The following is an 18,259-nucleotide window of genomic DNA, read 5'->3' as shown; positions in this document are numbered from 1 at the left end:
AACCTGAGCACCATGCGTTAACGCTCATTAACTCTCATCCGACTACCGCGGTACGGGCAAGGGGGCTCGACAGGATGCAGCAGGCACCGGTCCTGGTGAGCGCGGCCGATCCCGCCTCGGAGGCCTGGCAGGCCAATGAGGCGGCGCATCACGCGCTCGCCGACGAGCTGCGCACGCGGCTCGCCACGGCACGGCTCGGCGGGGGTGAGAAGGCCCGCGCCCGGCATGTGGCGCGCGGCAAGCTGCTGCCCCGGGAGCGGGTGGACACCCTGCTCGACCCGGGCTCGCCCTTCCTGGAGCTGGCCCCGCTCGCGGCCGAGGGGCTGTACGGGGGCGCGGCGCCGGCGGCCGGGGTGATCGCCGGGATCGGGCGGGTCAGCGGCCGGGAGTGCGTGATCGTCGCCAACGACGCGACGGTCAAGGGCGGCACGTACTACCCGATGACGGTGAAGAAGCACCTGCGCGCCCAGGAAGTGGCCCTGGAGAACAGGCTGCCGTGCCTGTATCTCGTGGACTCGGGGGGCGCCTTCCTCCCGATGCAGGACGAGGTCTTCCCCGACCGGGAGCACTTCGGGCGGATCTTCTACAACCAGGCCCGGATGTCCGGCGCCGGAATCCCGCAGATCGCCGCGGTGCTCGGCTCCTGCACGGCGGGCGGGGCGTACGTCCCGGCGATGAGCGACGAGGCCGTCATCGTGCGGAACCAGGGCACGATCTTCCTGGGCGGCCCGCCGCTGGTGAAGGCCGCGACGGGCGAGGTCGTCACGGCGGAGGATCTCGGCGGCGGCGAGGTGCACTCGCGTACGTCCGGGGTCACCGACCACCTCGCCGAGGACGACGCCCACGCGTTGCGGATCGTGCGGAACATCGTCGCGACACTCCCGGGCCGGGCACCGCTCCCGTGGTCCGTGGAGCCCGCCGAGGAGCCGAAGGCGGACCCCGCCGGTCTGTACGGGGCGGTGCCCGTCGACTCGCGTACGCCCTACGACGTGCGGGAGGTCATCGCCCGCGTGGTCGACGGCTCGCGCTTCCAGGAGTTCAAGGCGGAGTACGGCCAGACGCTGATCACCGGCTTCGCACGCATCCACGGCCACCCCGTCGGCATCGTCGCGAACAACGGCATCCTGTTCTCGGAGTCCGCCCAGAAGGGCGCCCACTTCATCGAGCTCTGCGACCAGCGCGGCATCCCGCTGGTCTTCCTCCAGAACATCTCCGGCTTCATGGTCGGCAGGGACTACGAGGCCGGGGGCATCGCCAAGCACGGCGCCAAGATGGTGACGGCCGTGGCGTGCACCCGCGTACCGAAGCTGACGGTTGTCGTCGGCGGGTCGTACGGCGCGGGGAACTACTCCATGTGCGGCCGGGCGTACGGCCCTCGCTTCCTGTGGATGTGGCCCAACGCCAAGATCTCCGTCATGGGCGGCGAGCAGGCCGCCTCCGTGCTGGCCACCGTGAAGCGGGACCAGATCGAGGGGCGCGGCGAGGAGTGGCCCGCCGAGGCGGAGGATGCCTTCAAGGCTCCGGTCCGCGCGCAGTACGAGGAGCAGGGCAGCGCCTACTACGCCACCGCCCGGCTCTGGGACGACGGTGTGATCGACCCGATGGAGACCCGGCAGGTGCTGGGGCTCGCCCTGACCGCGTGTGCCAACGCCCCGCTGGGCGACCCCCAGTTCGGCGTCTTCCGGATGTGATGTGAGGACTTCCATGTTCAGCACTGTTCTGGTCGCCAACCGTGGCGAGATCGCGGTCCGGGTCATCCGGACCCTGCGCGAGCTCGGTGTGCGGTCGGTGGCCGTCTTCAGCGACGCCGACGCGGACGCCCGGCACGTCCGGGAGGCCGACACGGCGGTACGGATCGGGCCCGCGCCCGCCGCCGAGAGCTATCTCTCGGTGGACCGGCTGCTCGACGCCGCCCGCCGCACGGGCGCCGAGGCCGTCCACCCGGGATACGGCTTCCTCGCGGAGAACGCGGTCTTCGCGCAGGCGTGCGCGGACGCGGGGCTGGTCTTCATCGGTCCGCCCGCCTCGGCGATCTCGCTGATGGGCGACAAGATCCGCGCCAAGGAGACCGTCGCGGCGGCCGGGGTGCCCGTGGTGCCCGGCTCCTCCGGGAGCGGCCTCACCGACGGGCAACTGGAGGCGGCGGCCCGGGAGATCGGGATGCCCGTCCTGCTGAAGCCCTCGGCGGGCGGCGGCGGCAAGGGCATGCGGCTGGTGCGGGAGGAGACGCTGCTGGCCGACGAGATCGCGGCGGCCCGGCGGGAGGCGCGTGCCTCCTTCGGTGACGACACGCTCCTCGTCGAGCGGTGGATCGACCGGCCGCGCCACATCGAGATCCAGGTCCTGGCCGACGGGCACGGCGGCGTCGTGCACCTCGGCGAGCGCGAGTGCTCGCTCCAGCGCCGCCACCAGAAGATCATCGAGGAGGCGCCCTCGGTCCTGCTCGACGAGCGGACGCGGGCCGCGATGGGCGAGGCGGCCGTGCAGGCGGCCCGGTCCTGCGGGTATGTGGGCGCCGGCACGGTCGAGTTCATCGTCCCGGGCAACGACCCCGCCTCGTACTACTTCATGGAGATGAACACCCGCCTCCAGGTGGAACACCCCGTGACCGAGCTGGTCACCGGGCTCGACCTGGTGGAGTGGCAGCTCCGGGTCGCCTCCGGTGAGCGGCTGCCGTACGCCCAGGACGACATCACCCTGACCGGGCACGCCGTCGAGGCCCGGGTCTGCGCCGAGGACCCGGCGCGCGGCTTCCTGCCGTCCGGCGGCACCGTGCTCGCGCTGCGCGAACCGCAGGGCGGCGGGGCGCGGACGGACTCGGGCCTCAGCGAGGGTGTGCCGGTCGGCAGCACGTACGACCCGATGCTCTCGAAGGTCATCGCGTACGGCCCGGACCGGGCCACGGCGCTGCGCAGGCTGCGCGCGGCGCTCGCGGACACGGTGGTGCTGGGCGTCCCGACGAACGCGGGCTTCCTGCGCAGGCTGCTGGCCCATCCGGCGGTGGCCGCGGGCGAGCTGGACACCGGGCTCGTGGAGCGGGAGGCGGACGGCCTGGTGCCGGACGGCGTCCCGGAGGAGGTGTACGCGGCGGCGGCCCTGCTGCGGCAGCCGCCGCCCCGGCCGTCCGCCGCCGGCTGGGTCGATCCGTTCTCCGTGCCCAGCGGCTGGCGGCTCGGCGGCACCCCTGCCGAAACCTTCCACCACTTCCGGGTCCCGGGCCGCGACCCGGTGCGCGTGGGCCTGCGCACGGCCGTCGACGGCACGGCCGCGCTGACGTTCGGCCACGCCGGGGACCGGGAGGAGCCCGCCGACGCGTGCGGGCCGCTGCCCTCGCTGCCCGGTGCCGAGCGGGCCCGGCTCGTCGAGGCCTCCGGGCCGCGCGTCGTCGTCGAACTCGACGGTGTGACACACACGTTCAGCCGGGCGGGCTCCCCCGAGGGGGTCTGGCTCGGTCGCGACGGGGACGCCTGGCACGTCCAGGACCACGACCCGGTGGAGGCCTCGCTCAGCGGTGCCGCCCGGTCGGGCGTGGACACGCTCGCCGCGCCCATGCCCGGCACCATCACGGTGGTGAAGGTGGCCGTCGGGGACGAGGTCGTGGCCGGGCAGAGCCTGCTGGTCGTCGAGGCGATGAAGATGGAGCACGTCATCTCCGCCCCGCACGCGGGCACCGTCACCGAGCTGGACGTCACCGCCGGTGCCACGGTCGCCATGGACCAGATCCTGGCCGTGGTGGCCCCGAGGGAGGAATCGTGACCGGCACCGGACTGCCCATGACGGTGCCCGCGCAGGGGCTGCCGGCCCGGGTCCGCATCCATGAGGTCGGCGCACGCGACGGCCTGCAGAACGAGAAGACCGTCGTACCGACCGAGGTGAAGGCGGAGTTCATCCGCAGGCTCGCGGAGGCCGGGCTCTCCACGATCGAGGCGACCAGCTTCGTGCACCCGAAGTGGGTGCCCCAGCTCGCGGACGCCGAGCGGCTCTTCCCCCTGGTCGGCGACATCGCGGACGTCGGGGACGTCGCCCTGCCCGTCCTCGTGCCGAACGAGCGCGGCCTGGACCGGGCGCTCGCGCTCGGCGCCGACCGGATCGCCGTGTTCGGATCGGCGACCGAGACGTTCGCCGCGCGCAACCTCAACCGCACGGTGGACGAGTCGCTCGCCATGTTCGAGCCGGTGGTGGCGCGGGCGAAGGAGGCCGACGTCCATGTGCGCGGCTATCTGTCGATGTGCTTCGGCGACCCGTGGGAGGGCGCCGTGCCCGTCGCCCAGGTCGTCCGGGTCGCGAAGGCGCTGATGGACCTCGGCTGCGACGAGCTGTCCCTCGGCGACACGATCGGCGTGGCCACCCCCGGCCATGTGCAGGAGCTGCTCTCCGGGCTGAACGAGGAGGGCGTGCACACCGACACCATCGGGGTGCACTTCCACGACACGTACGGCCAGGCGCTCTCCAACACCCTGGCCGCGCTCCAGCACGGGGTGACGACGGTGGACGCCTCCGCGGGCGGCCTCGGCGGCTGCCCGTACGCGAAGAGCGCGACCGGGAACCTCGCCACCGAGGACCTCGTGTGGATGCTCGACGGCCTCGGTGTCCACACCGGGGTCGATCTCGGCGCACTCACCGCCACGAGCGTGTGGATGGCCGAACAACTGGGCCGCCCGAGCCCGTCCCGTACCGTCCGTGCGCTGTCCCACAAGGAGTGAAGCACCCATGTCCCTTGACCACCGGCTGACCGCCGAGCACGAGGAACTGCGCCGTACCGTCGAGGAGTTCGCGCACGATGTGATCGCCCCGAAGATCGGCGACTTCTACGAGCGGCACGAGTTCCCGTACGAGATCGTGCGGGAGATGGGCCGCATGGGCCTGTTCGGCCTGCCCTTCCCCGAGGAGTACGGCGGCATGGGCGGCGACTACCTCGCCCTCGGGATCGCCCTGGAGGAGCTGGCCCGGGTCGACTCCTCGGTGGCGATCACCCTGGAGGCCGGTGTCTCGCTCGGCGCCATGCCGGTATACCGCTTCGGCACCGAGGAGCAGAAGCAGCGGTGGCTGCCGAGGCTCTGCTCGGGCGAGGCGCTCGGCGCGTTCGGGCTGACGGAGCCGGACGGCGGCTCGGACGCGGGCGGCACCCGCACGACGGCCGTGCTGGACGAGGCGACGGACGAGTGGGTGATCAACGGCTCCAAGTGCTTCATCACCAACTCCGGTACGGACATCACGGAGCTGGTGACGGTGACGGCGGTGACCGGCCGCAAGGAGAACGGCGCCCCGCGCATCTCCGCGATCATCGTCCCGTCCGGCACCCCGGGCTTCACGGTGGCCGCCCCGTACTCCAAGGTCGGCTGGAACGCCTCGGACACCCGGGAGCTGTCCTTCTCCGACGTCCGTGTCCCGGCGGCGAACCTGCTGGGCGAGGAGGGCCGGGGCTACGCGCAGTTCCTGCGCATCCTGGACGAGGGACGGATCGCCATCTCGGCGCTCTCGACGGGGCTGGCGCAGGGCTGCGTGGACGAATCCCTGAAGTACGCGAAGGAGCGGCACGCCTTCGGGAAGCCGATCGGCGCCAACCAGGCCATCCAGTTCAAGATCGCCGACATGGAGACCCGGGCGCACATGGCCCGGATCGGCTGGCGCGACGCGGCCTCACGGCTGGTGGCGGGCGAGCCCTTCAAGAAGGAGGCGGCCATCGCGAAGCTGTACTCCTCCACGGTGGCGGTGGACAACGCCCGGGACGCGACACAGATCCACGGCGGCTACGGCTTCATGAACGAGTACCCGGTGGCCAGGATGTGGCGCGACTCCAAGATCCTGGAGATCGGCGAGGGCACGAGCGAGGTCCAGCGGATGCTGATCGCGCGGGAGCTGGGCATGGACGCCTGAGAGCCGACGCTCCGACAGCCGCCTCTCCGGTCACGGGAGGCGGCTTCCGTCTGCTCCGGTAACGGTAACGCAGAGCCCCTTGCCCTCACCGCTCACCATGTGTGAGGTTAGGCTAGCCTTCCTTCAACCACCGACGGGCGCCCAGCGGCGCGTACGAAAGCAGATCCACTCATGTCCAACCTCCGGACCAGCCCACTCTCCCGCCGCGGCCTGCTGGCCGCCGGTGGCGCCGTCGGTCTCGGTGCCGTCCTCGCAGCCTGCGGTGACAGCGACGAGAAGACCTCCGACTCGGGTACGGGTGCGGAGAAAACCGGCCCCTGGTCGTTCAAGGACGACCGCGGCCAGACGGCGAAGGCCGACTCCGTCCCGAAGAACATCGTGGCGTTCGTCGGTGTCGCCGCCGCGCTCCACGACTACGGCGTCGAGGTCAAGGGCGTCTTCGGCCCGACGAAGACCGCGGACGGCAAGGCCGACGTGCAGGCCGGTGACCTGGACATCAACAAGGTCGAGGTGCTCGGCAACGTCTGGGGCGAGTTCAACGTCGAGAAGTACACCGGCCTCGCGCCGGAGCTCCTCGTCACCGCCATGTGGGAGAAGGACGCCCTCTGGTACGTGCCGGACCAGTCCAAGGACAAGATCCTGAAGCTGGCCCCGAGCGTCGCCCTGTGGGCCGCGCAGACCACCATCCCCAAGGCGATCCAGCGCCACGAGGACCTCGCGGCCTCCCTCGGCGCCGACGTCAAGGCCAAGAAGGTCACCGACGCCAAGGCCGCCTTCGAGAAGGCCGCCGCCCGGCTGCGCGCCGCCGCGAAGTCCCAGCCGAACATCAAGGTCCTGATCGGCTCCGCCAGCCAGGACCTCTTCTACGTCTCGCTCGCGAAGATGTCGGCCGACACCCTGTACTTCCAGGAGCTGGGTGTGCAGTTCGTGGAGCCGAAGATCAAGGAAGGCGCGTTCTTCGAGGAGCTGAGCTGGGAGAACGTCGGCAAGCACGACGCCGACATCATCATGATGGACAACCGCTCCTCGGCCCTCCAGCCGGACGCCCTGACCTCCAAGCCCACCTGGGCCCAGCTGCCCGCCGTCAAGGCCGGCCAGGTCATCCCGCGTACGACGGAGCCGATCTACTCCTACGACAAGTGCGCGCCGATCCTCGACGCCCTCGCCGAGGCGATAGAGAACGCCAAGAAGGTCAGCTGACCCCGCGGCCCGGCCGGGAGCGAATCCCGGCCGGGCCGTTCCGGTTCCTGGGAGGAGCCCCGCATGACGACCGCCGCCGCACCCGCCGTCGCCCCCTTCCGGTTCTTCGGCCTGACGGTCCTGCGGGTCCGCCGGCTGAGCCCCTCCATGCAGCGGGTCACCTTCGGAGGGCCCGGACTCGACGGCTTCGCCGCGGGGGGCCGGGACCAGAGCCTCTCGCTGTTCCTGCCGCAGCCGGGCGAGCGGGAGCCCTACGTCCCCGTGGACGAGGACGGCAGCTGGTTCGACGCCTGGCGGGCCACGCCCGAGGACGTACGGGCCGTCATGCGGGCCTACACGGTGCGCTCCCAGCGCCGCGCCGACGACGGCACCACCGAGATCGACATCGACTTCGCCCTGCACGACGACGGCGGACCCGCGTGCCGCTGGGCGGCGGACGCCGCTCCCGGACAGCTGCTCAAGGCGCTGGGCCCGGCCGTCGAGGACAACGCGTCCGTACGGTTCCGCCCGCCGCGGGACACCGACTGGGTGCTGATCTGGGCCGACGAGACGGCCCTGCCCGCCGCGTCGGCCGCGCTGGAGTGGCTCCCCGCCGGGACGCCGGCCAGGGTCTTCCTGGAGGTCCCGCACACCGAGGACCGCCAGGACCTCCGCACCGACGCCGACGCCCGCGTCACCTGGCTGGTGCGCGAGGAGGGCGCCCCCTCGGCCGTGGACGCCGTGCGCGCCGCCGAACTGCCCGACGGCACCCCGTACGCCTGGATCGCCGGAGAGTCCTCCCAGGTGCGGGCGCTGCGCCGGCATGTCGTCCAGGAGCGGAAGTTCGACCGAGGACGGGTCACCTTCATCGGTTACTGGCGGCGCGGGATGAGCGAGGAGCAGCTGCGGGAGGAGGCGTCGCGGGCGTCCGCGTGACGCGTCCGCGCGTCTTGTGGGGTTCCTGTGACGGACCCTCCGGGGGGCGAGGGGCATCGATTTGATTAGGTTAGGCTTACCTAACTTAACGATCACGGCCCTTCGTCCCCCCTCCTTTCTCGCGGAGGGCCGCGATGACGTCCCTCACCCGGGAGGCCCCCCACCATGCGTTCCCACCTGCTCAACCGCACGACGGCGGAGGACTACCGTCACTCCGTCACCGAGGGAGTCGCACGGGTCGCAGCCACACTCGCCTCCGTCGAGCAGCCGTTCAGCGGCGTCGGCGTCGACCGGCTCGCGCCCGTCGTCGACGCCGTCGACCTGGACCGGCCGCTCAACGACACGGCCGCCGCCCTGGACGAGCTCTCGGAGGTCTATCTCCGCGACGCCGTCTACTTCCACCACCCCCGCTACCTCGCCCACCTCAACTGCCCCGTGGTCATCCCCGCGGTCGTCGGCGAGGCCGTGCTCTCGGCCGTCAACTCCTCCCTGGACACCTGGGACCAGAGCGCGGGCGGCACCCTCATCGAGCGCAGGCTGATCGACTGGACGGCCGGCCGCATCGGACTGGGCCCCGCGGCGGACGGCGTCTTCACCAGCGGCGGTACGCAGTCCAACCTCCAGGCCCTCCTGCTCGCCCGGGAGGAGGCCAAGGTCCGCCCCGAGGACTTCTCCCGGCTGCGCGTCTTCGCCTCGGAGTGCAGCCACTTCAGCGTCCAGAAGTCGGCGAAACTCCTCGGTCTCGGCCCCGAGGCCGTCGTCCCGGTCCCCGTCGACCGCGAGAAGCGCATGCAGACCGTCGCGCTGGCCGCCGCCCTGGAGCGCTGCGCCGCCGAGGGCTCCGTGCCGATGGCGGTCGTCGCCACCGCGGGCACCACCGACTTCGGCTCCATCGACCCGCTGCCCGGGATCGCCGCGCTCTGCGAGCAGTACGCGGCCTGGATGCACGTCGACGCCGCCTACGGCTGCGGACTGCTCGCCTCCCCGACCCGCCGGGCGCTGCTCGACGGCATCGAGCGCGCCGACTCGGTCACCGTGGACTACCACAAGTCCTTCTTCCAGCCCGTGAGTTCGTCCGCCGTGCTGGTCCGCGACCGGGCCACCCTGCGCCATGCGACGTACCACGCGGAGTACCTCAATCCGCGGCGGACGGTCCAGGAGCGCATCCCCAACCAGGTGGACAAGTCCCTCCAGACCACGCGGAGGTTCGACGCGCTCAAGCTGTGGATGACGCTGCGCGTCATGGGCGCGGACGGCGTCGGCGAACTCTTCGACGAGGTCTGCGAACGGGCCGCCGAGGGCTGGCGGCTGCTGGCCGCCGACCCGCGCTTCGACGTCGTCGTGGAGCCCCGGCTCTCCACCCTGGTCTTCCGCTACGTCCCTGCGCACGTGACCTCGCCCGAGGACATCGACCGCGCCAACCTGCACGCCCGCAAGGCCCTCTTCGCCTCGGGCGAGGCCGTGGTCGCGGGCACCGAGGTCGGCAGCCGCCAGTACCTGAAGTTCACCCTGCTCAACCCCGAGACGACCACGGCCGACATCGCCGCCGTTCTCGATCTGATCGCCGGCCACGCCGAGCAGTACCTGGGAGAGTCCCTTGACCGCGCTTCCTGAGCCCCGCACCGCCCCGTACGACTTCATCGGGATCGGGCTCGGTCCGTTCAACCTCGGACTCGCCTGCCTGACCGAGCCGGTCGAGGAGCTGAACGGGGTGTTCCTGGAGTCCAAGCCGGACTTCGAGTGGCACTCGGGGATGTTCCTCGAAGGGGCCCATCTCCAGACGCCGTTCATGTCGGACCTGGTGACGATGGCCGATCCGACCTCGCCGTACTCCTTCCTCAACTACCTGAAGGAGCGGGGCAGGCTCTACTCGTTCTACATCCGGGAGAACTTCTATCCGCTGCGGACCGAGTACAACGACTACTGCCGGTGGGCAGCGGCCGGACTAACCAGTATCCGTTTCAACCAAACCGTACAGTCGGTTACGTACGACGAGGGCGACGGCCTGTACACGGCGCACACCGCCGACGGCACCTTCCGCGCCCCCCGTCTCGTCCTGGGCACCGGCACCCCGCCGTACATCCCGGAGGCCTGCGAGGGCCTGGGCGGCGACTTCCTGCACAACTCCCGCTATCTCCAGGAGAAGGCGAAGCTCCAGGCGAAGAAGTCCATCACCCTGGTGGGCAGCGGACAGAGCGCGGCGGAGATCTACCACGACCTGCTCTCCGGGATCGACGTCCACGGCTACCGGCTGAACTGGGTGACGCGCTCGCCCCGCTTCTTCCCTCTGGAGTACACCAAGCTCACGCTGGAGATGACCTCGCCGGAGTACGTGGACTACTTCCACGCCCTGCCGGAGGACACCCGCTACCGGCTGGAGTCCGGTCAGAAGGGCCTGTTCAAGGGCATCGACGGCGAGCTGATCGACGCCATCTTCGACCTGCTCTACCAGAAGAACCTGCCCGGCCCCGTGCCCACCCGCCTGCTCACCAACTCGGCGCTGCGCAGCGCGCGGTACGAGGAGTCTTCGGGGACGTACACGCTGGGCCTGCGCCAGGAGGAACAGGGGCGGGAGTACGAGCTCGACAGCGAGGGCCTGATCCTGGCCACCGGCTACCGCTACACCGCTCCGGCCTTCCTGGAGCCGGTCACCGACCGCCTCCGCTACGACGGCCGGGGCCGCTTCGACGTGGCCCGCAACTACAGCATCGACACCACCGGCCGCGGGATCTTCCTCCAGAACGCCGGGGTGCACACCCACTCGATCACCTCGCCCGACCTGGGCATGGGTGCCTACCGCAACGCTTACATCATCGGCGAACTGCTCGGCCGGGAGTACTACCCGGTCGAGAAGTCCGTCGCCTTCCAGGAGTTCGCAGTATGACCGGCACGACCCCCCTCGGGACGTTCTCCGTCCGCCCCCTGGACCCCTCCCCCGGCACACCGGGCAGCGGGTCCGACACCGAGCTGGTGCACCGCTGGGTCACCCACCCCAGGTCGGCCTTCTGGATGATGGGCGACGCGCGGCTGGAGGACGTCGAGCGGGAGTACACGGCGATAGCCGCCCATCCCCACCACGACGCCTTCATCGGGCTGCACGACGGTGAGCCCGCCTTCCTGCTGGAGCGCTACGACCCCACCGAGGTCGAGCTCAAGGGGCTGTACGAGGCGGAGCCCGGCGACGTCGGGATGCACTTCCTGGTGGCGCCGCCGCAGAACCCGGTGCACGGCTTCACCCTGGCGGTGATCACCGCCGTCATGGAGACGCTGTTCGCCGATCCCTCGGTGCGCAGAGTCGTCGTCGAACCCGACGTCACCAACACCGCGGTGCAGAAGCTGAACAAGGCCGTCGGCTTCGAGGTGATCCGCGAGATCGCCAAGCCGGAGAAGAACGCCCTGCTCAGCGCCTGCACCCGCGAGCAGTTCGAGGCCGCGACCACTGGAGCCCGCCGATGACCACCCACCCCGCACCCGCCAGCGTCGACCACCTCACCCCGGAGAGCTGGGCCGTCGCCAACCGGCTGCTGATCCGCAAGGCGCTGGCGGAGTTCTCCCACGAGCGCCTGCTGACCCCGGAGCCGCTGGAGGAGGGCCGCTACCGCGTGCGCGGCGACGACGGGGCGGTCGAGTACCGCTTCGCCGCGCGCCGCTTCGCGCTGGACCACTGGCAGGTCGACGCCGCGTCGATCACCCGGCACCGGCACGGCTCGGAGCTGCCCCTGGACGCCCTGGAGTTCTTCATCGAGCTCCGGGCCACCCTGGGTCTCTCGGCGGAGATCCTTCCGGTGTATCTGGAGGAGATCTCCTCCACCCTGGCCGGAACCGCGTACAAGCGGACCAAGGAACCGACCACCGCCGCCGAGCTCGCGGTGGCCGGTTTCCAGGCCATCGAGACGGGTATGACCGAGGGTCACCCCTGCTTTGTCGCCAACAACGGGCGGCTCGGCTTCGGGGTGGACGAGTACCGCGCGTACGCCCCCGAGGCGGCGGCCGGAATCAGGCTGGTCTGGCTGGCCGCCCGGCGTGATCGCGCCACCTTCACGGCGGGCGCCGGACTGGACTACCCCTCACTGATCGCCGGTGAGCTCGGCGAGGAGACCCTCGCCGTGTTCGCCGGGCGGATGCGTGACCTCGGGCTCGACCTCGACGACTACCTGCTGATCCCGGTCCACCCCTGGCAGTGGTGGAACAAGCTCGCCGTCACCTTCGCCGGCGAGCTGGCGCAGCGGCGTCTGGTCTGCCTGGGCGAGGGCGAGGACGCCTATCTGGCCCAGCAGTCGATCCGGACGTTCTTCAACGCCGACCACCCGGAGAAGCACTACGTCAAGACGGCGCTGTCCGTGCTGAACATGGGCTTCATGCGGGGGCTCTCGGCGGCGTACATGGAGGCCACGCCCGCGATCAACGACTGGCTGGCCGGTCTGATCGAGCGCGACGAGCTGCTGAGCGCCGCCGGTTTCTCGATCATCCGGGAGCGGGCGGCGATCGGCTACCGCCACCAGGCCTACGAGGCGGCGACCACCAAGGGGTCCCCCTATCTGAAGATGCTCGCCGCGCTCTGGCGTGAGAGCCCGGTCCCCTCCCTGGCCGAGGGCGAGCGGCTCGCCACGATGGCCTCGCTGCTCCACACCGACGACGAGGGCCGCTCACTGGCGGGCGCCCTGATCGCCGAGTCGGGGCTGGAGCCGGCGGACTGGCTGCGGCGCTATCTGGACGCCTACCTCGTGCCGGTGCTGCACAGCTTCTACGCGTACGACCTGGTGTTCATGCCGCACGGCGAGAACGTGATCCTGGTGATCGAGGACGGGGTCGTGCGGCGCACGGTCTTCAAGGACATCGCCGAGGAGATCGCGGTCATGGACCCGGACGCGGTGCTGCCGCCCCAGGTCGAGCGGATCCGCGCCGAGGTCCCCGAGGACATGAAGCTGCTGTCCGTCCTCACCGACGTCTTCGACTGCTTCCTCCGCTTCCTGGGGGCGGATCTCGCCACGGAAGGGGTTCTGGAGGAGGACGTCTTCTGGCGGACGGTCGCCGAGTGCGTCAGGGGCTACCAGGACTCCGTGCCGTACCTCTCGGACAAGTTCAAGCAGTACGACATGTTCACGGAGGAGTTCGCGCTGTCCTGCCTCAACCGGCTCCAGCTGCGGAACAACCAGCAGATGGTCGACCTGGAGGACCCCGCGGGCGCCCTCCAGCTGACCGGCACCCTGCGGAACCCGATCGCGGGCCTCTGAGCCCGGCCCTCCGGCCCCGCGCCTCCCGGCGGGGCCGGACGGGGGAGCCCGGCCGTCGGGCTCCGGACAGGGCGAGATTCCGGGCCCGGATGAGAATCTAACGGGTAAATCCGGCATACAACCCCCTCCGGATGAGATTTCTGCCCGATTTCGGGCAGATTTCTTGCGAAGCGGGCCCGCTCCACGCAATATCGACGAGTGCTCGAACACCGCCCCACGCATGACGACCTCATCGACCACCTCGTACGCTCCACCGCGCTCCAGCGCGGCGAGGCCGCCAGGGTGATCCTCGACGTGCTGGCGTACTTCGACGAGACGACCGAGGACTTCGTCCGGCGCCGCCACCGCGAACTGCAGTCGGGCGGCCTGGTGAACGCGGAGATCTTCGAGCGGATCGCGGCCGAGCTGCCGCACCGCGCGGTGGCGCCGCAGGAGCTCTCGCTCCGCCAGCTGCGCCGCATCGTCTACGGCTGAGCGCCACGGGCGCGGCAGGGCACCGAACACTTTTGTACGTCGACGGAGGGGCAGAACATCCATGTGCGGGATCGTCGGTTACATCGGCAGGCGTGACGTGGCACCGCTGCTGCTGGAGGGCCTGCAGCGGCTGGAGTACCGGGGCTACGACTCCGCGGGCATCGTCATCACGGGCAAGGCCGCCGCGGGCAAGCCGGGCGTGCTGAAGACGGTCAAGGCCAAGGGCCGGGTCCGCGACCTGGAGGCCCGGGTGCCCAAGCGCTTCGCCGGCACCACCGGCATCGCCCACACCCGCTGGGCCACCCACGGCGCCCCGAGCGACGAGAACGCGCACCCGCACCTGGACGCGGAGAACAAGGTCGCCGTCGTCCACAACGGCATCATCGACAACGCCTCCGAGCTGCGCGCGAAGCTGGTCGCCGACGGCATCGAGTTCCTCTCGGAGACCGACACCGAGGTGCTCGTCCACCTGATCGCCCGCGCGCAGGCCGGCACGCTGGAGGAGAAGGTCCGCGAGGCGCTGAAGCTGGTCGAGGGCACGTACGGCATCGCCGTCCTGCACGCCGACTTCAACGACCGCATCGTCGTCGCCCGCAACGGCTCCCCCGTCGTGCTCGGCATCGGCGAGAAGGAGATGTTCGTCGCCTCCGACGTGGCCGCCCTGGTCGCGCACACCCGCCAGATCGTCACCCTGGACGACGGCGAGATGGCCACCCTGAAGGCAGACGACTTCCGTACGTACACCACGGAGGGCTCGACCACGACGGCCACGCCGACCACCGTGGAGTGGGAGGCCGAGTCGTACGACATGGGCGGCCACGACACGTACATGCACAAGGAGATCTCCGAGCAGGCCGACGCCGTGGACCGCGTGCTGCGCGGCCGCATCGACGACCGCTTCTCCACCGTGCACCTGGGCGGCCTGAACCTCGACGCCCGCGAGGCCCGCGGGGTCCGCCGGATCAAGATCCTGGGCTGCGGCACCTCGTACCACGCGGGTCTGATCGGCGCCGGCCTCATCGAGGAGCTGGCCCGCATCCCCGCGGACGCCGAGCCCGCGTCCGAGTTCCGCTACCGCAACCCGGTCGTGGACCCCGACACCCTGTACGTCGCCGTGTCCCAGTCCGGCGAGACCTACGACGTGCTGGCCGCGGTGCAGGAGCTCAAGCGCAAGGGCGCACGCGTCCTGGGCGTCGTCAACGTCGTCGGCTCGGCGATCGCCCGCGAGGCGGACGGCGGCATGTACGTCCACGCCGGCCCCGAGGTCTGCGTCGTCTCCACCAAGTGCTTCACCAACACCGTGGTGGCCTTCGCGCTGCTCGCCCTGCACCTGGGCCGCATCCGCGACCTCTCGGTCTCCGACGGCAAGCGGATCATCGAGGGCCTGCGCAAGCTGCCCGAGCAGATCGGCCAGATCCTCGAGTCGGAGGACGAGATCAAGAAGCTGGCCGAGGAGTACGCGGGCGCGCAGTCGATGATGTTCATCGGCCGTGTGCGGGGCTACCCCGTCGCGCTGGAGGCCTCCCTGAAGCTCAAGGAGATCTCCTACATCCACGCCGAGGCCTACCCCGCCTCCGAGCTCAAGCACGGTCCGCTCGCGCTCATCGAGCCGGCGCTCCCCACGGTCGCGATCGTCCCCGACGACGACCTGCTGGAGAAGAACCGCGCGGCGCTGGAGGAGATCAAGGCGCGCAGCGGCCGCATCCTCGCCGTCGCGCACCGCGAGCAGGAGAAGGCCGACCACACGATCGTCGTCCCGAAGAACGAGAACGAGCTGGACCCGATCCTGATGGGCATCCCGCTCCAGCTCCTCGCCTACCACACGGCGCTGGCCATGGGCCGTGACATCGACAAGCCGCGCAACCTCGCGAAGTCGGTCACCGTCGAGTAGCCGGCATCCCCCGCCCGGCCCCGGGCGGGCGCACCAGAGGCCCCTGACGGCTCGTCAGGGGCCTTTCGGGGCCTCAGGGGATGACGATGACGGGACGCTGCGCCCGTCGCGCGAGACGGCCGGCCACGGACCCGAAGATGCGGCCCACGATGCCGTGCGTCGAGCCGACGACGATCGCGTCGGCCGAATACTCCCGGCCGACCTCCTCCAGCTCGTGGCAGATGTCCCCGCCGCGCTCCACCAGCACCCAGGGGACCTCGGCGAGATAGTCCGCGCACGCGAGCTCCAGGCCGAGTACCTCGGTGCGGTGGTCGGGGACGTCGACGAAGACGGGGGGCTCGCAGCCCGCCCAGACCGTGGTCGGGAGCCGGTTGGCCACGTGGACGATGATCAGTCCGGAGCCGTGCCGGCTCGCCATCCCGATGGCATACGCGAGGGCCCGTTCGCTGGACATGGAGCCGTCGAAGCCGACCACGACACCGTGCCGGAAGGCCGGATCGCAGGAAGGGCGCGATTCTGCGACCGTCTGCGGTTCCGACCCGGGGTCGGCTACCTGCTTGCGGTCTGCGGGTTCAGGGATTTCGTGACCGGCCATCGGTGTCTCGGCGAAGAGAGTCCTCGTGAGGAGGGAGCGATTTGGAGGTGTGCCTTCGAGCGGTGGAGCTGTGTCCGGGAAACATCTTCCCAACCCCCTACCCCCAAGGGTACGGCGCCACTCCTCCACTGCCCAGCCCTCGCACAGCGCATGCGGCGATGGAGGGAGCATGCCGGAGACCGCCCCATATGGCAATGCCAGTTGCGTCGTACATCCAGCTGGTGGACTCTCTGACGGGTACCGGTCACGCCCCGTCCGATCCCCACGGCGGCGCGCACGAGGCGGCCGAATGCGCCACCCGCCCCTCCTCCGCATCCTGGAACCGGGGGCGTCACACCCCGCCATCGCGTGATCGCGCTTCGTTCATCCCGGGAGGCCGGGCCGCCTCCCGGGACTCATGGGGCGCATGGAAGCTCCTGGGAAATGGGGTCGTGCGCCGGTGGCATGACCGGATTACACACACGCAACCATCGGTTTTCAGCCAACTTCTGCCCCACCCCTCTGTCTTGGCCAAACAGGCGCCCAACCCACGTGCCACCAGGCAGGAATAGACCGCGCGGTACGCTTTGACCCTATGGGGACGGGCCATGATCGCGACGCGCACTTCCCTGCGGGGCCCGCGGGTGAAACGCTTCGTGATCGAACGCTTCGCGCCACGTTGCCTTGTCGACATAACGCCGGAGGGGGAACGTGTCACGGCGGCACCACGGAACGCAGTAGATTCGATCTTGAGTCGAGGACTGGGGACGTGTGCGAGACCAAGGGGAAACGTGCAGGAGCGACAGGCCCGTAGGGACCAGGGAGACGCGAACACCGAGGGGGGCTTAGCGTCATGAGCCAGGACTCCGCCACCGCAACGGAGGCCGCACGGAAACTGACCGGGCGGCGACGCCGGGAAGTCGTAGCCGTACTGCTGTTCAGTGGCGGCCCTATCTTCGAGAGCTCCATTCCGCTCTCAGTTTTCGGAATCGACCGGCAGGACGCGGGAGTTCCGCGCTACCGCCTGCTGGTCTGCGGAGGCGAGGAAGGACCGCTGCGCACCACGGGCGGCCTCGAACTCAGCACGCCGTACGGCCTGGAGGCGATCAGCAGGGCCGGCACCGTCGTGGTGCCCGCCTGGCGGTCCATCACCTCCCCGCCGCCCGCCGAGGCCCTGGACGCGCTGCGCCGGGCCCACGAGGAGGGCGCCCGCATCGTAGGACTGTGCACGGGGGCCTTCGTCCTCGCGGCAGCGGGGCTGCTGGACGGCCGCCCCGCCACCACGCACTGGATGTACGCGCCGACGCTGGCCAAGCGCTATCCGTCGGTGCACGTCGATCCGCGTGAGCTGTTCGTCGACGACGGCGACGTGCTCACCTCGGCCGGCACGGCGGCCGGAATCGATCTGTGCCTCCACATAGTCCGTACCGACCACGGCACCGAGGCGGCCGGGGCGCTGGCCCGCCGGCTCGTCGTACCGCCGCGGCGCAGTGGCGGTCAGGAGCGCTACCTCGACAGGTCTTTACCCGAAGAGATCGGCTCCGACCCGCTCGCCGAGGTCGTGGCCTGGGCGCTGGAGCATCTCCACGAGCAGTTCGACGTGGAGACGCTGGCCGCGCGCGCCTACATGAGCAGGCGGACCTTCGACCGCAGGTTCCGCTCGCTCACGGGCAGCGCACCGCTCCAGTGGCTCATCACCCAGCGCGTGCTCCAGGCGCAGCGGCTGCTGGAGACCTCCGACTATTCGGTGGACGAGGTCGCGGGCCGCTGCGGCTTCCGCTCGCCGGTGGCGCTGCGCGGGCACTTCCGCCGCCAGCTGGGGTCCTCCCCCGCCGCGTACCGGGCCGCCTACCGGGCCCGTCGTCCGCAGGGCGGGGCGCTGGAGAGCGTCGGCGCGGTGCTGGAGACGTCCGTCCCGATCCAGGGCACGGCGACGAGCAGGCGGGCCGCCGCGGCGGCCTCCCCCGGCCCGTCCCCGGTCACGGCGGCGGCGCCTCCCGGAGGTCCGGCGGAGCGCTTCGGGCCGGGTCCCGAGGCGTACGTCCCGGGGCGCCCGGCCCTGCCGGGACAGCGGAGTGCCCCGTAGGGTGGGGC

14 protein-coding genes are annotated in these 18,259 nt (G+C 70.8%); 13 read left to right on the top strand and 1 reads right to left on the bottom strand.

What is annotated here, in order from left to right; translation table 11 throughout:
• The first annotated feature begins 74 nt into the window (after positions 1-74).
• The 12 genes from ACWCQM_RS04555 to glmS all read left to right on the top strand — a co-directional run bounded on the left by ACWCQM_RS04555 (position 75) and on the right by glmS (position 15,591).
• Positions 75-1,691 (top strand): carboxyl transferase domain-containing protein, encoded by a 1,617-nt coding sequence (locus tag ACWCQM_RS04555; RefSeq protein ID WP_450913870.1) that lies wholly within the window; start codon positions 75-77, stop codon positions 1,689-1,691.
• Between the two features lie 13 nt (positions 1,692-1,704).
• A complete protein-coding gene (locus ACWCQM_RS04550) occupies positions 1,705-3,756 on the top strand; it encodes an ATP-binding protein (RefSeq protein WP_450913869.1) in 2,052 nt (683 codons plus the stop codon).
• A gap of 17 nt (positions 3,757-3,773) precedes the next feature.
• Complete coding sequence (locus ACWCQM_RS04545; protein WP_450914087.1) at positions 3,774-4,703, top strand: hydroxymethylglutaryl-CoA lyase; 930 nt, start codon at positions 3,774-3,776, stop codon at positions 4,701-4,703.
• Positions 4,704-4,710: 7 nt separating this feature from the next.
• Positions 4,711-5,877 carry an acyl-CoA dehydrogenase family protein gene (locus ACWCQM_RS04540; protein ID WP_450913868.1) on the top strand — a complete coding sequence of 389 codons (1,167 nt, stop codon included), beginning with the start codon at positions 4,711-4,713 and terminating at the stop codon, positions 5,875-5,877.
• Between the two features lie 171 nt (positions 5,878-6,048).
• On the top strand, positions 6,049-7,077 hold the full coding sequence (locus ACWCQM_RS04535; RefSeq protein ID WP_450913867.1) for an ABC transporter substrate-binding protein: 1,029 nt from the start codon (positions 6,049-6,051) through the stop codon (positions 7,075-7,077).
• 63 nt (positions 7,078-7,140) lie between these two features.
• Complete coding sequence (locus tag ACWCQM_RS04530; RefSeq protein ID WP_450913866.1) at positions 7,141-7,992, top strand: siderophore-interacting protein; 852 nt, start codon at positions 7,141-7,143, stop codon at positions 7,990-7,992.
• A 165-nt stretch (positions 7,993-8,157) separates the two neighbouring features.
• Positions 8,158-9,606 carry a pyridoxal phosphate-dependent decarboxylase family protein gene (locus ACWCQM_RS04525; protein WP_450913865.1) on the top strand — a complete coding sequence of 483 codons (1,449 nt, stop codon included), beginning with the start codon at positions 8,158-8,160 and terminating at the stop codon, positions 9,604-9,606.
• Positions 9,590-10,876, top strand: coding sequence for a lysine N(6)-hydroxylase/L-ornithine N(5)-oxygenase family protein (locus ACWCQM_RS04520; protein ID WP_450913864.1), 1,287 nt, complete (start codon positions 9,590-9,592; stop codon positions 10,874-10,876). The genes ACWCQM_RS04525 and ACWCQM_RS04520 overlap by 17 nt, the downstream gene beginning before the upstream one ends.
• On the top strand, positions 10,873-11,448 hold the full coding sequence (locus ACWCQM_RS04515; protein ID WP_450913863.1) for a GNAT family N-acetyltransferase: 576 nt from the start codon (positions 10,873-10,875) through the stop codon (positions 11,446-11,448). The genes ACWCQM_RS04520 and ACWCQM_RS04515 overlap by 4 nt, the downstream gene beginning before the upstream one ends.
• Complete coding sequence (locus tag ACWCQM_RS04510) at positions 11,445-13,226, top strand: IucA/IucC family protein (protein WP_450913862.1); 1,782 nt, start codon at positions 11,445-11,447, stop codon at positions 13,224-13,226. The genes ACWCQM_RS04515 and ACWCQM_RS04510 overlap by 4 nt, the downstream gene beginning before the upstream one ends.
• Before the next feature lie 198 nt (positions 13,227-13,424).
• Entirely contained in the window at positions 13,425-13,700 is a 276-nt protein-coding gene (locus tag ACWCQM_RS04505) for a hypothetical protein (RefSeq protein ID WP_450913861.1), read from the top strand.
• A 61-nt stretch (positions 13,701-13,761) separates the two neighbouring features.
• A complete protein-coding gene (gene glmS, locus ACWCQM_RS04500; protein WP_450913860.1) occupies positions 13,762-15,591 on the top strand; it encodes a glutamine--fructose-6-phosphate transaminase (isomerizing) in 1,830 nt (609 codons plus the stop codon).
• A 73-nt stretch (positions 15,592-15,664) separates the two neighbouring features.
• Here glmS and ACWCQM_RS04495 read toward each other — a convergent pair whose 3' ends face one another.
• A complete protein-coding gene (locus ACWCQM_RS04495) occupies positions 15,665-16,186 on the bottom strand; it encodes a universal stress protein (RefSeq protein WP_450913859.1) in 522 nt (173 codons plus the stop codon).
• Positions 16,187-17,018: 832 nt separating this feature from the next.
• Between ACWCQM_RS04495 and ACWCQM_RS04490 the strand changes: the two genes are divergently transcribed.
• Positions 17,019-18,251 carry a helix-turn-helix domain-containing protein gene (locus ACWCQM_RS04490; protein ID WP_450913858.1) on the top strand — a complete coding sequence of 411 codons (1,233 nt, stop codon included), beginning with the start codon at positions 17,019-17,021 and terminating at the stop codon, positions 18,249-18,251.
• The last annotated feature ends 8 nt before the right edge of the window (positions 18,252-18,259 follow it).

The sequence above is a fragment of the Streptomyces sp. NPDC002125 genome (genome assembly GCF_053593715.1).
Note: the sequence above shows the minus strand (reverse complement) of the source record. Positions and strands in the feature narration are given on the sequence as shown.